At 62.2% G+C, this 12,893-nt stretch carries 9 protein-coding genes and 1 pseudogene; 1 reads left to right on the top strand and 9 read right to left on the bottom strand.

Annotated features, from left to right (window positions below; genetic code table 11):
* From BLX41_RS00710 to glnE, 9 genes are all read right to left on the bottom strand, one after another.
* The coding region (locus BLX41_RS00710; RefSeq protein ID WP_123723356.1) for a carbamoyltransferase family protein at positions 1-1,687 on the bottom strand (1,687 nt) is incomplete at its 3' end.
* A 202-nt stretch (positions 1,688-1,889) separates the two neighbouring features.
* A complete protein-coding gene (locus tag BLX41_RS00705) occupies positions 1,890-3,344 on the bottom strand; it encodes a lipopolysaccharide kinase InaA family protein (RefSeq protein ID WP_123723355.1) in 1,455 nt (484 codons plus the stop codon).
* Complete coding sequence (locus tag BLX41_RS00700; protein WP_123723354.1) at positions 3,344-4,096, bottom strand: lipopolysaccharide kinase InaA family protein; 753 nt, start codon at positions 4,094-4,096, stop codon at positions 3,344-3,346. The genes BLX41_RS00705 and BLX41_RS00700 overlap by 1 nt, the downstream gene beginning before the upstream one ends.
* The gene (locus tag BLX41_RS00695; protein WP_123723353.1) at positions 4,093-4,827 is read right to left on the bottom strand and encodes a lipopolysaccharide kinase InaA family protein; all 735 of its coding nucleotides are present in this window, start codon (positions 4,825-4,827) and stop codon (positions 4,093-4,095) included. The genes BLX41_RS00700 and BLX41_RS00695 overlap by 4 nt, the downstream gene beginning before the upstream one ends.
* The gene (gene rfaP, locus BLX41_RS00690; protein ID WP_123723352.1) at positions 4,827-5,633 is read right to left on the bottom strand and encodes a lipopolysaccharide core heptose(I) kinase RfaP; all 807 of its coding nucleotides are present in this window, start codon (positions 5,631-5,633) and stop codon (positions 4,827-4,829) included. The genes BLX41_RS00695 and rfaP overlap by 1 nt, the downstream gene beginning before the upstream one ends.
* Positions 5,630-6,754 (bottom strand): glycosyltransferase family 4 protein, encoded by a 1,125-nt coding sequence (locus BLX41_RS00685; protein ID WP_123723351.1) that lies wholly within the window; start codon positions 6,752-6,754, stop codon positions 5,630-5,632. Before BLX41_RS00685 ends, rfaP begins: the two co-directional genes overlap by 4 nt.
* A complete protein-coding gene (waaC, locus tag BLX41_RS00680; RefSeq protein ID WP_123723350.1) occupies positions 6,754-7,815 on the bottom strand; it encodes a lipopolysaccharide heptosyltransferase I in 1,062 nt (353 codons plus the stop codon). The genes BLX41_RS00685 and waaC overlap by 1 nt, the downstream gene beginning before the upstream one ends.
* 1 nt (position 7,816) lies before the next feature.
* Positions 7,817-8,851 carry a lipopolysaccharide heptosyltransferase II gene (waaF, locus tag BLX41_RS00675; RefSeq protein ID WP_123723349.1) on the bottom strand — a complete coding sequence of 345 codons (1,035 nt, stop codon included), beginning with the start codon at positions 8,849-8,851 and terminating at the stop codon, positions 7,817-7,819.
* A 133-nt stretch (positions 8,852-8,984) separates the two neighbouring features.
* Positions 8,985-11,924, bottom strand: a complete 2,940-nt coding sequence (glnE, locus tag BLX41_RS00670; RefSeq protein ID WP_123723348.1) for a bifunctional [glutamate--ammonia ligase]-adenylyl-L-tyrosine phosphorylase/[glutamate--ammonia-ligase] adenylyltransferase — start codon at positions 11,922-11,924, stop codon at positions 8,985-8,987.
* Between the two features lie 383 nt (positions 11,925-12,307).
* On the opposite strand from glnE, the pseudogene BLX41_RS34115 reads away from it, so the two are divergent.
* A pseudogene (locus tag BLX41_RS34115) lies at positions 12,308-12,893 on the top strand (pyruvate dehydrogenase (acetyl-transferring), homodimeric type); the annotation flags it as partial.

The raw sequence follows: 12,893 nt of genomic DNA, 5'->3' as shown, positions 1-12,893 counted from the left end.
GATCGGAACCGTAGAACATGTTCAAGGCGTCGGTGGGCGAGCAGATCATCGGTTCGCCACGGCGGTTCAACGAGGTGTTCAGCGACACGCCGTTACCGGTCAGGACTTCCAACGCCTTCATCATGTCGTAGTAGCGCGGGTTGTATTCGCGTTTGAGCACCTGAGCCCGGGATGTACCGTCTTCGTGAACCACTTCCGGCACCCGGGTCTTCCACTCTTCAGCCACTTCGAAGGTGAAGGTCATGAATGGCGCCGGATGGTCGACCTTGATCATCTGCGGACCGACGGTGTCGAGCATCGACGGGCAGAAAGGCCTCCAGCGCTCGCGGAACTTGATCTGCTCGTTGATCCGGTCGGCCACGCCCGCGGCGCTCGGGCAACCGATGATCGAACGACCGCCCAAGGCCCGTGGACCGAACTCCATGCGGCCTTGGAACCAGGCCACCGGGTTGCCATCCACCATGATCTTGGCGATGCGTTCCGGGGTGTTGTCGATCTGCCGCCAAGCCGGTTTGTTCGGGTGACGGGCACAGGCAGCGATCACATCTTCGTTGCTGTAGGACGGGCCGAGATAGACGTGTTCCATCTTCTCTACCGGCACCCCACGGGCGTGGGAAACGTACGCAGCAGCACCCACCGCGGTGCCGGCGTCGCCGGAAGCCGGCTGCACGAACAGCTCCTTGACTTCAGGACGGGCAATGATCTTCTGGTTCAGCTTGACGTTCAGCGCGCAGCCGCCGGCGAAGGCCAGCTTGCCGGTTTCCTTGAGGACGTCGCCCAGGTAGTGGTCGATCATCTGCAGGGCCAGTTTCTCGAACAGGGCCTGCATGCTCGCGGCGTAGTGGATGTACGGCTCGTCGGCGATGTCGCCTTCGCGCTTGGGACCCAGCCACTCGATGAGTTTTGGCGAGAAGTAGAAACCCTTGCCCTTCTCTTTGTAGCGACGCAGGCCAATGACGTTGGCGTAGTCGGTGTTGATCACCAGTTCGCCGTTTTCAAAGCTGGCCAGACGGGAGAAATCGTACTTGCTGGCATCGCCATACGGCGCCATGCCCATGACCTTGAACTCGCCGTCGAGCATTTCGAAGCCGAGGAACTCGGTGATGGCGCCATACAGGCCACCCAGGGAGTCCGGATCGAAGAATTCCTTGATCTTGTGGATCTTGCCGTTTTCACCGTAGCCAAAGAAGGTGGTGGCGTACTCACCCTTGCCGTCGATCCCGAGGATCGCGGTTTTCTCTTTGAAGCCCGAGCAGTGATAGGCGCTGGAGGCATGGGCCAGGTGATGCTCGACCGGCTCGATCTTGATCTTCTTCGGATCGAAGCCCAGTTGCTCGAGGCACCAGACAATCTTGTTGCGATAGCGCTTGTAGCGACGGTTGCCCATCAGGATCGCGTCCAGGGCGCGGTCCGGCGCATACCAGTACCGCTTGGCGTAGTGCCAGCGCGCCTTGCCGAACAGGCTGATAGGCGCGAACGGGATCGCTACCACGTCAACGTCGGAAGGCTTGATCCCGGCCTGCTCCAGGCAGAACTTCGCCGACTCGTAGGGCATGCGGTTCTTTGCATGCTTGTCGCGCACGAAACGCTCTTCTTCAGCGGCGGCAATCAGCTTGCCGTCGATGTACAGGGCTGCTGAAGGATCATGGCTAAGGGCGCCGGACAGGCCAAGAATCGTCAATGCCACAGGGGTCTAGCCTCGTTTAGTCTGCATGCGGGCGCAGTGCGCCTTGAAAATAATGTGTGCTCGCAAAGGGGCGAGAAACAACGAAAGGGCGGGATTATAACGTAAAAGCAGGGGCAAGCCTCTAGCGACAAGCGGCAAGCCAGGGCGCCGCGTCCGCCACGGCCCACAGCCGCTGCCAGCAGCAGCGGCTATAGGTCGCAGGTCAGGCCTCGGCGCTCTGGACCGTCTTGGGCAGCCGCTGATCAATCACTTGGTACAAGTTGCTGCTTTGTGGCCAGTTACGCATGAAACGTGCTCGATCCCGGGCAAAAGCAGGAGAAAAACTGCTCAGACTGGAGTGTTGGCACATGGAGTCCAGATCGATCAGTGCCCAGCGATCTTCCTGCCAGAACAGATTGTGCCCCTTGAAGTCACCGTGACTGATGCGCTCCTTGATCAACTGGGCAAACAGCTGATCCAGTGCCTGCAATTCCGACTCAGGCGCCTCGCCACTCTCCACGAACGGCGCAAAACGCTCGATGATGTCCGGTCCCGGCAGGTACTCGGTCACCAGATAGGCCCGCCGGCGCAACCACAGAAAACGCTGTTCCAGCACCGCCAGGGGCCTGGGCGTGGCAATCCCCAGGAACTCCAGACGATTGCCTTCACGCCAGGAGTGCCAGGCCCGGCTTGGGCGCCAGAAACGCTTGAGCCAATGAGCCAAGCCCTTGATGTTGTAGCGCTTGAGCACCAGGGTCCGCCCCGCGATCTCGACCCGGCCGACACTGGCGGCGCCACCGGTCTTGTACAGATGTCCCTGATCCAGCAGGGCATCGGCCTGCTCCAGCACGGGCAGCATCGCGGCCTCTTCCTCGCGACGGATCGCACGCAAGGCGAAAGGTCCGCGCTGCACGCTGAACAGCGTGCACTCACGACCAACCTTGTTGAGAAAGTCCCGCAGGCGCCAGCCACGCACCTTGCTCACCTGCTTTTCCAGAGCTTCCAGGGGCAAGGCATGCTCGGCATTGCTCAGCAGGTAATGCACCAGCAACTCTTCAGTGAAGGGTTCCAGGCTCTTGGGTAGCTGGGCGAAGAACACGCCCAGGTTTTCCAGGACCTTTTGCCGGGACAGGGGTTTGCCGGCCTCTTCGACACCGATCCCTGCACCATCGATCAGGTGCAGCTTGCCGTCATGGCGCAGCAGGTTGTCCAGGTGCAGGTCTTCCTGCCACAAGCCCTTGGCGTGCAGTTGGGCAATCGCCCCGAGGGCCTCAGCCAGCACGGCAGCCTGCTCATCGGCCAGCACCGGCAGTTTTTCCACCCGTTTCCAGGCATCGCCAAGGCTCTGCGCCCCTTCCAGGAACTCGAAGAGCAACCAGCCGCCCTCGCCTTCCTGTAAGCCGTCCGCCAGCAGCAGCGGCGTAGTCAGCCCCTGCTCCGCCAGCAGGCGCACGCCCTGCAATTCTCGCTGAAAATGTCGCGCGGCCTTGGGCCCCACCAGCAACTTGGCCAGCACCGGACGCCCACGCCAGACCCCGGCACCGACATAGCGCTGCCCCGGCAGCACTCGCAGCAGGGTCAGCAACTGCAACTGCGCCGGGCCGGCGGCATCCGCCAACTCCAGACTCAGCGGCAGGACCGGGCTGCGCCCGCTGTTGCTCAGCTCGGACAAACGCATTAGCGAGATTCCTTGTGACTGCTGCGAGCACTAAGACGAGCGGCCCAGGCGCCTACCAGGGAGCTGTCCAGAGGCTGATCCAGATAGGCTGCCAACAGGCAGCGCACTTCGTCGGCACTCCACACCGAAGCCCGGCGCAGCAACGGTTCCAGGTCCTTGACCCGGTCGCGCTGACCGAACAGCAAGGGCCGGGTTTTCTCCAGGTCGATCAACTGCGCCCGATAACCGTCGCCAAGGCCCTGCAGGAAAATATGCTTGGGATAGAAGCAGCCATGCACCTGGCGCAAGCTGTGCAGCTGCCGGGCCAGTTGCCCACAAGCCTTGAGCACCGCCTGGCGCTGAAGCTCACTGAGCTCATCCCAACGCAACAGCAGCGTATCCAGGTCATCCCAACCATCCAGTGCCCGGGTCAGGAGTATGGCCCGGGACTCGCCATTGACCTTGCGCATGCCAAAGAACACCGCCTGCAGCGCGGGAATCCCCAACTGCTGATAACGCCGGATGTTGCGAAACTCCCGGGCGAAACTCGGTTCGCCGAAGGGCCGATGCAGGGTCCGGGTCAGGTAGTTGGTCTGCCGTTTGAGATAGAACCCCTGCCCTTCCACATCCAGGCGAAAGACGCTGCTGCTGCCACCGCGACTGGTGTTGGGCTCATCCACCGCATCCAGTTGGGTGTCCCACAGCTGGTCAAAAGTGCCGAGACCGTTACGCTCCAGGAGCGCACGCTCCTCGGACGCCAGGAAATCAGTCATTCGCGTCCCTCGAAAAATCTCACCACGTGGCGAATACGCGCCTTGTCGGCGGCACTCAGCCGATCACGCTGGCGGTACTGCAGATAGAAACGCAGGCGCTGAGTGGCCGACAGATGATATTTGGCCACCTTGTCCAGGCAGGCCAGGTCCTTGGTGATCCGGTACTTGAGCCAGAAACCACGCCAGAAATCGCCGTTCGGACAGTCAATCAGGTACAACCGGTCCTGGTCATCGACCAGCAAGTTGCGCCACTTCAAATCATTGTGGGTAAAGCGGTGGTCATGCATGACCCGGGTGTAAGCGGCCAACTGACGGCTAACGCCATCCACCCAACGGCGGTCCTTGAGCCGCGGATCGCTGCGCTCGGCCAGCACCGAGAGATCCTCGGTCCGCGGCAGCTCGCGAGTGATCATCGCGCCCCGGGAGTAGGCCAGGCAGCGACGTTCCAGGCCCCAGGCCACCACATCGGCAGTGGGAATGCCCCACTTGGCGAAGCGCTTGAGGTTCTGCCATTCGAACTTGACCCGGGGCTTGCCCAGGTAGCGCCGCAGGTTCTTGCCGGCACCGGTATAGCGCTTGACGTAGTAATTGACGCCGGCGCGCTCGACCCGAATGACCTCCGACAGAGGGTCCCGGGTCAAATGCTCGCCCTGCAGGGCAAATACCGCCTCCAGGCTACCGAAATCTTGCGCCAACTCCTGATAGGCGGGGTCCAGGTTCCAACTCGCCATCAGAGTGCGTCTCCGTACCGTTGCTTACGTGCGTAGAGTTTTTCCGCCTTGCCTTCGAGCCAGGACAGCAGCGCCGCCTCTTCGGCCAGGATCTGCCGCAGCGGCTGCTGGAAATAGCCCTTGAGGAAGCGCAACTTGTCGCGATGCGTCAGGCCGATATCCAGGGCCGAGAAATACAGAGCCGCCAGGTCCTTGTTGCGCCAGCGCAGGGTGATCTTCGACCGGGTCTGGGCGCGATGCAGGTCGATCACCGAAAGCTTCAGCCCCTCGGGAGTGATCGGCCGGTCGGTGTGCAACAGGAAATGGCAGATGTAGCAGTCGCGGTGATTGACCCCGGCACGATGCATCGTGCCGGTCATGCGCGCCACTTCGGCGATCAGTGCGCGCTTGAGAGCAGGCGCAGGCGGCTGCTTGACCCAGTCGATACTGAAGTCTTCAAGGCTGACGGTGGGCGCCAGCTCCTCGGTGACGATGAACGAGTGCTGGTCCGCCGGGTTGCTGCCGCGCTCGCCGTAGGCCACAGCCGTCATGGTCGGTACGCCAACCTGATGCAGACGCTCCAGCGCCCGCCATTCCTGGCCGGCACCCAGCACTGGCAACTTGGCGGTGATCAGGTTCTTGATGATCTCGCCCCAGCCAATGCCGCGATGGATCTTCACGAAATAACCGCGACCGTCGACTTCCGTACGCAAGGTACGGCGCGCTTCCAGCTCACGGTAGACCTGGCCCTTGAGCCCCTCGACTTCGGCGAATGCATCGCGTCCTGCCCAGAGGGTCTTGAAGGGTTCGGCAAGCATCAACTTCATCGGTGTTGCTCCGCCAGAATCACATCCGCAGCGTGCTGCGGCATGCTGTAAAGGTCGGCCGTCTCGGCGAACGCCAGGCCATTACGGCTCCAGGTCGCGCGTGCAGCGTCGTCGGTCAACAGGGTGGTGAGGTATTGATTGAGCTGCGCCTGCTCGAACGGCTCATCCAGCACCAGGCCGCTTTCGGCCTCGGCAATGTAATGGGCGTAGCCGCAGACAGCGCTCACCAGCACCGGCAAGCCAGCCACCAAGGCTTCAAGCAGTACGGTGCCAGTATTTTCGTTGTAGGCCGGATGAATCAACAGATCGGCCCCCAGCAGGAAACGCGGGATATCACTGCGCCCCTTCATGAACTGCACCTGGTCGCTCAGCCCCAATGCAGCACTTTGTACCTGGAATACCTTGGGGTCGTCCTGGCCGATTACAAACAGCCGGGTGCGTTTTTTCAGCGCCGAGGGCAGCGCCGCCAGCGCCTTGAGGCTGCGATCCACGCCCTTGGTCTTGAACCCGGAGCCGATCTGCACCAGCAGCAGGTCGTCATCCTTGAGCTTGAACTCGCGACGGAAATCCGAACGGATCTCGGCGGCGTTGGAAGGTGCGCGGCGATCCTGGGCAATGCCCGGCGGCAGCAGGTGGAAGCGCTCCAGCGGGGTGTCGTAATGCTTGATGAACAACGGCTGCTGGACTTCGGAGATCATCAGGATCTCGGTCTTGGCGTCCTTGGCGAACACCGCCCGTTCGTACTCGGCAAAATGCCGGTAGCGACCCCAGCGACGGTACAGGGAATGGCGCAGGTTCTGCGCCTTGTCCTCGAAGCAGCCGTCGGCGGCGTAGTACACATCTAGCCCCGGCATCTTGTTGAAGCCGATCAGCCGGTCCACCGGGCGTTTGGCCAGGTCGGCCTCCATCCAGGCGCTGAGCTTTTCGTTGCGACGATGGTTGAACAGTGCCTTGACCGGCGCCACCAGCACTTCGAAACCGGGCGGCACGTCGCCTTCCCAGATCAGGGTATAGACGCGGATCTGATGCCCGCGGCGTTGGCACTCCAGGGCGATGCGCATGAAGTCGCGCTGCAGGCCGCCGAAGGGGAAATACTTATAAAGGACAAAAGCCAATTGCATCAGCGCGGCTCCTCAGCCAGTAACAAGGTGCTCAGTCGGCTGGCGACACGCTCGGGGTTCAGGCGAGTGAAGCACAGTGGCCACTCGCGCTTGATGTCATAGCGTTGCTGATCCACAGCAGTGGGCTGGTAGGTGCATTTCTTCTGCAGGCACGGCGCACAGGGGAAGTTGCTCCCCAGGTGAATCTGCACCTTGCCATAGGCGCCGGTCAGGCCCGGGTTGGTGGGGCCGAACAGCGAAATGGTCGGAACATCCAGAGCCGCGGCAAGGTGCCCGAGCCCGGTGTCCACGGCCACGCAGGCCTGGGCGTCGGCCAGCACCCTGGCGACTCCGGCCAGGTTCAGCTTGGGCAGTACCGTGGCGTTTTTCAGGCCATTGGCGATACGCTCCGCCCGGGCCTTCTCGGCAGCATTGCCCCAGGGCAGCCTGACCTCGACCCCGAGCATGCCCATGCGCTCGGTCAGCTCGCGCCAATAGGCCTCAGGCCAATGCTTGGTGTCCCAGGTGGTGCCATGGAGAAACAGCACAAAAGGCTTCTTGCGCGGCAACTCCACCAGCTTTTCGACATTCAGGCCGTAGTCACCCAGCCCCTGGGGCAAGTCGTAGCCCAGGGCCACGGCGAACAGTTGGCGCACCCGCTCCACCGCATGTTGCCCACGGGCTACCGCCAGGCGCCGCGAGTAGAAACGCGAAGCCAGGGGTTCACGGGCAGAGTGCTTGTCCAGCCCCGCCACCGGGGCGCGCACGTAGCGGGTCAGCCAGGCGCTTTTCAACAGGCCCTGGGCATCGATCACCAAGTCGTACTTGGTCGAGCGCACGCTCTGTTTGAAACGCCGCCACTCGCCGCTCTTGATGGTCTGCCAGATGTTCTTGCGCCAGCGACGGATCGCCACCGGAATCACCTTGCCTACCGCCGGATGCCAGGAGGGAATCTCGGCGAAGCCTTCTTCCACCACCCAGTCGAACTTGATCCCCGGGATCGCTCGCGCGGCATCGGTAAGGGCCGGCAATGCATGAATCACATCACCCAGGGAGGAGGTCTTGATCAACAGTACCCGCAACTTACTGGACCTCGACCACAGTGCCCTGCAACCGCTGCAGGGCTTCGTTCACCGGCTGCGGCAGAAGTTGGCGCAGGCAGTTGTAATGACCGAAGCGACAAGTGCGATCGAAACAAGGACTGCACTCGATCCCCAGGCGCACCACTTCGACCTGATCCGCCAGCGGCGGGGTGAAGCCCGGGGAGGTGGAGCCGTACACCGCCACCAGCGGGCGATTCAATGCGGCCGCCACGTGCATCAGCCCGGAGTCGTTGGACACCACCGAATCGGCGCAGGACAGCAGGTCGATGGCCTCGGCCAGGGAGGTGTCGCCACTGAGATTGGTCGATTCTTCGCGCAACCCGGGAATCAGTCGTCCGCGGATTTCTTCACCCACGGCGTGATCGTTCTTCGACCCGAACAGCCAGACCTGCCAGCCCTCGCGGATCTTGGCCTCGGCCACCTGGGCGTAATGCTCGGACGGCCAGCGCTTGGCCTCGCCGAACTCCGCTCCGGGGCACAGCGCCAGCACCGGGCGATCCAGGCTCAGGCCAAACTTGGCCAGGGCCGCCTCGCGGCTTTGCGGATCGATCTGCAGGCTCGGACGCGGATAAGGCTTGGGCAATTCGGTGCCCGGCTCATAGGCCAGGGCCATGAAACGCTCGATCATCAGCGGATAGCGCTCTTTGTCGAGCTTGCGCACATCGTTGAGCAGGCCGTAGCGGAACTCGCCACGCCAACCAGTGCGCTTGGGAATTCCGGCAAAGAACGGCACCAAGGCTGACTTCAGCGAGTTGGGCAGCAGGATGGCCTGATCGTACTGACCGGCCAGGGACTTGCCGATACGCCGGCGGGTCGCCAGTTCCAGGGCACCGTGACCAAGAGGAAAGCTCAAGGCCCGACGCACCTGGGGCATGCGCTCCAGGATCGGCCGGCTCCACTCGGGGGCCAGCACGTCGATCTCGCATTGAGGATGACGCTGTTTCAGGCACTCGAAGAGTGTCTGCGCCATCACCATGTCACCGACCCAGCTGGGCCCAACGATCAGAATATTCATGTGGTTTCCATAAACGAGCCGGGGAGGCATACGCCTCCCCGCCTCGAGAATCCAGCACCGCGGCCTTCACCGTCGGTTCAGTTGGGGCGAGCCTTGCAGCCCGCCGAATACAATTGCGGCCGCATTATGCCGTTTAGCTTAGCCCCAGCTCGCGCCAAATTCGTAACACTTCCCGTCGTTCGGTCACGAATTGATCACCGTTAATGATTCCGGCCTCATTCTGCAACGCCTGTCGGTGAGCCGCGGAACGGTAGGCCTTGTAGACCTCGCGCAGCAGGCTGGCATCGCTCGCCGGCATCAGCCCAACGTGCTCCAGACCTTCCAGAATGCGGATGTTATCGGTGTAGCGCAGCAATGACGGGTGTTCTTCAGACCACGCCAGGGCCGCGTATTGCACCATAAATTCGATATCGACGATACCTCCGGCGTCCTGCTTGAGGTCGAACGGCGCCGTGGCTTCAAAGGCATTGGCCGCGGTTCCGGCAGCGGTCAGGCGACTGCCCAGGTTGTCACGCATCTTGGCCCGCATCTCGCTGACTTCCTGGCGCAACTTGGGCAGGTCACGGTTTTTGCCCAGCACGGCGGCCCGGACCTTTTCAAAGGCCTGGCCCACATCCTGGCTGCCCACCAGCACCCGGGCCCGCACCAGTGCCTGATGCTCCCAGGTCCAGGCCTCGTTCTCCTGATAACGGGCAAAGGCCCCCAGGGAACTCACCAGCAGGCCCGAAGCACCGGATGGCCGCAAGCGCATATCCACTTCATACAACTGACCGGAGTTGGTCTGGGTGGTCAGCAGATGGATGATGCGCTGCCCCAGCCGGGTGAAGAACTGCGCACCGTCTATGGGTTTGGGCCCATCGGTTTCCGCTTGCGGATCACCATCATGGATGAACACCAGATCCAGGTCGGAACCGTGGCCCAGCTCGATGCCACCGACCTTGCCGTAACCGACGATGATGAAGCCCGGGTCGCACAAGGTGCCGTCGGTACGCAGTGGCGCGCCGTGCTTGGCCACAGTCTGGCGCCAGGCCAGGGCCAGCACTTGCTCCAAAATGGCCTCGGCAAGCCAGGTCAGGTAATCACTGACCTTCATTAAAGGCAGGCTACCGGCGATCTCCGACGCGGCGACCCGCAACCGGTGGGCCAGCTTGAAGTGACGCAGGGCCTCCATCTGCTGTTCCAGGTCGTCCTCGGGAATCCGCGTCAGGCGCTCACGCAACTCGGCCGCCAGTTCCGGGGCCAGGGGCGGCTTGAACAGACGCCCCTCGTTGAGCAACTCGTCCAGCAGCAGAGGGAAGCGGGTGATCTGCTCGGCAATCCACGGACTGGCCGCGCACAGGGTCAGCAAGCGGCGCAAGGCGCCAGGGTTTTCGGTGAGCAGTACCAGATAGGCCGAACGCCGCGCCACCGCCTCGACCAGCGGCAAGACCCGCTCCAGGACCAGGTCCGGATTGGCATGTTCGACAGCCTGGGCCAGCAGCCGTGGAATAAAGGCATCCAGACGCTCACGCCCCAGGCGCTGCATGGCGCGCAACTGCGGACTGCCGCGCAGGCTGGCGAGAGCCCGCAGGGCCTTGGGCGCATCGACAAAGCCGCCCTCCTGCAACTGCCGACAGGCGGCCTCCTCGTCTTGGGCTTCTTCCCACAACGGCAGCCACTCGCCTCCCACCACCACTTCGCTTTCAGCACCTTCGTCTTCATCGGGATCGGCAATCACTTGGCGGAAGTGCCACTCCACCCGCCCGCGCCAATACATCAGTTGCTCATGGAAGGCGCTCCAGTCGGCAAAGCCGAGCATGAAGGCGATTCGAGCCTGGTCCTGGGGATTGTCCGGCAGCATCTGCGTCTGCCGGTCAGCGATGGCCTGGATCGCATGTTCGGTGTAGCGCAGGAATTCGTAGCCTTCACGCAACTCGCCGATCACCGCCGCCGGCAAATAGCCCTGACCTTCCAGGGTGCCCAGCACCTTTAATAAAGGACGCTGCTGCAGGCTCAGGTCGCGACCGCCGTGAATCAACTGAAAGGCCTGGGCGATGAACTCCACCTCGCGAATGCCCCCCGAGCCCAGCTTGATATTGTCGGCCATGCCCTTGCGCCGGACTTCCTGCTGGATCAGCTGCTTCATGGTGCGCAGCGCCTCGATGGCGGAAAAGTCCAGGTAACGGCGATAAACGAAGGGCCGCAGCATATCCAGCAATTGCGCCCCGGCCACCTGATCTCCTGCCACCACCCGAGCCTTGATCATGGCGTAGCGTTCCCAGTCGCGCCCCTGGTCCTGGTAGTACTGCTCCAGGGCATTGAAACTGAGCACCAGGGCACCTGCGGAGCCGTATGGCCGCAAGCGCATGTCGACCCGGAACACGAAACCGTCGACGGTCATGGGGTCCAGGGCCTTGATCAGACGCTGGCCCAGACGGATGAAGAACTCCTGATTGTCCAGGGAGCGCTTGACCCCCACCGTCTCGCCGCCTTCGGGATAGGCAAAGATCAGGTCGATGTCCGACGACAGGTTGAGCTCCACCGCCCCCAGCTTGCCCATGCCGAGAATGACCATCTGCTGCGGCTCGCCGCTGCGGCCACCGGTGGGCACGCCGAACTGCTGGCTGTGCCGCAGGTACAGCCATTGATAGGCCTGGTCGATGCACGCGTCGGCCAGGTCGGAAAGGTCACGGCAGGTTTGCACCAGATCCGCCTGGCGGGTCAAGTCACGCCAGATAATCCGCACCTGCTGGCGAGTGCGCTGGCGACGCAGTACGCGCCCCAGTTGATCGTCGGTCTCGGCCGCTTGCACCGCCGCCGCAATCTGCGCACACAACTCACCCGCAGCAAAAGCCCGGTCCAGCTCACCGGAGCGCACCAGCTCCAGCAACATCAAGGGGTCACGCAGGCTCTGTTCAGTGACGAAGTCACTGGCGGCGCTGACCCGGGCAAACTCGGCCCAGCGCTCGGAGCTCCAATCCGCAACATCGGGGCCGCCGTCAAGGGTCGCCACCGCAGCGCGGAACGACTGCTCTGCACGGCTGACCAATGGCAGGAGAATCGCGGGGACTGGGGCAAGCGCGGGCAGACTCATGGGCTATCCTTGATCGGCGTGGAAAAGGCAGGCGGAGAGGGATATCGAGGGCAGACAGCCTGATGGACTGTCGAACAAAAGTTAGAAATAGCTGAAAATAGGTTTTTTTTAGCAGCCGGCATTAATTTATTACCTATTCCCGTTAGTCAGCGACCAACAGTAACGATTATTCTCACAACGCAGCAGGAGGCCATAAGCCGCTCTTCTGTAGTTTTACTACTCGTATATACATTCGAAAGGCTGAAATGGCCGACGATTTGTAGTAAAACTACACGCCGCCGGATCAACCTCCGGCAATCCAAGAATTTATAATCGTCTGCCCACAAGGCCAGTCGCAAACTCAGGCAACCGATTCTGGAAGCCTTTCCGCCCTGGAGCAAGCCATGCAAGACCTCGATCCCGTCGAAACCCAGGAATGGCTGGACGCCCTGGAATCGGTTCTCGACAAAGAAGGCGAAGACCGTGCTCACTATCTGATGACCCGTATGGGCGAACTCGCGACCCGCAGCGGCTCGCAACTGCCCTACGCCATCACCACGCCGTACCGCAACACGATTCCCGTCACCCACGAAGCACGCATGCCTGGCGACCTGTTCATGGAACGCCGCATTCGCTCGCTGGTACGTTGGAACGCGTTGGCCATGGTCATGCGTACGAACCTGAAAGATTCTGACCTGGGCGGTCACATCTCCAGCTTCGCCTCCAGCGCCACTTTGTATGACATCGGCTTCAACTACTTCTTCCAGGCCCCGACCGACGAACACGGCGGCGACCTGATCTACTTCCAGGGTCACGCATCGCCAGGCGTCTACGCCCGTGCGTTCATGGAAGGCCGCATCACCGAAGACCAAATGAACAACTTCCGCCAGGAAGTGGATGGCAACGGTCTGTCGTCCTATCCGCACCCGTGGCTGATGCCTGACTTCTGGCAGTTCCCGACTGTTTCCATGGGCCTGGGCCCGATCCAGG

Origin of the sequence: Pseudomonas protegens (assembly GCF_003732485.1) — a bacterium.
Classification (GTDB): Bacteria; Pseudomonadota; Gammaproteobacteria; order Pseudomonadales; family Pseudomonadaceae; genus Aquipseudomonas; species Aquipseudomonas protegens_B.
Note: the sequence above shows the minus strand (reverse complement) of the source record. Positions and strands in the feature narration are given on the sequence as shown.

What these genes read in the sequence shown, in the direction of transcription:
- BLX41_RS00705 (WP_123723355.1), bottom strand. Translation starts at nt 3,344, where the DNA reads ATGCGTTTGTCCGAGCTGAGCAACAGCGGGCGCAGCCCGGTCCTGCCG.
- BLX41_RS00700 (WP_123723354.1), bottom strand. Translation starts at nt 4,096, where the DNA reads ATGACTGATTTCCTGGCGTCCGAGGAGCGTGCGCTCCTGGAGCGTAAC.
- BLX41_RS00695 (WP_123723353.1), bottom strand. Translation starts at nt 4,827, where the DNA reads ATGGCGAGTTGGAACCTGGACCCCGCCTATCAGGAGTTGGCGCAAGAT.
- rfaP (WP_123723352.1), bottom strand. Translation starts at nt 5,633, where the DNA reads ATGAAGTTGATGCTTGCCGAACCCTTCAAGACCCTCTGGGCAGGACGC.
- BLX41_RS00685 (WP_123723351.1), bottom strand. Translation starts at nt 6,754, where the DNA reads ATGCAATTGGCTTTTGTCCTTTATAAGTATTTCCCCTTCGGCGGCCTG.
- waaF (WP_123723349.1), bottom strand. Translation starts at nt 8,851, where the DNA reads ATGAATATTCTGATCGTTGGGCCCAGCTGGGTCGGTGACATGGTGATG.
- glnE (WP_123723348.1), bottom strand. Translation starts at nt 11,924, where the DNA reads ATGAGTCTGCCCGCGCTTGCCCCAGTCCCCGCGATTCTCCTGCCATTG.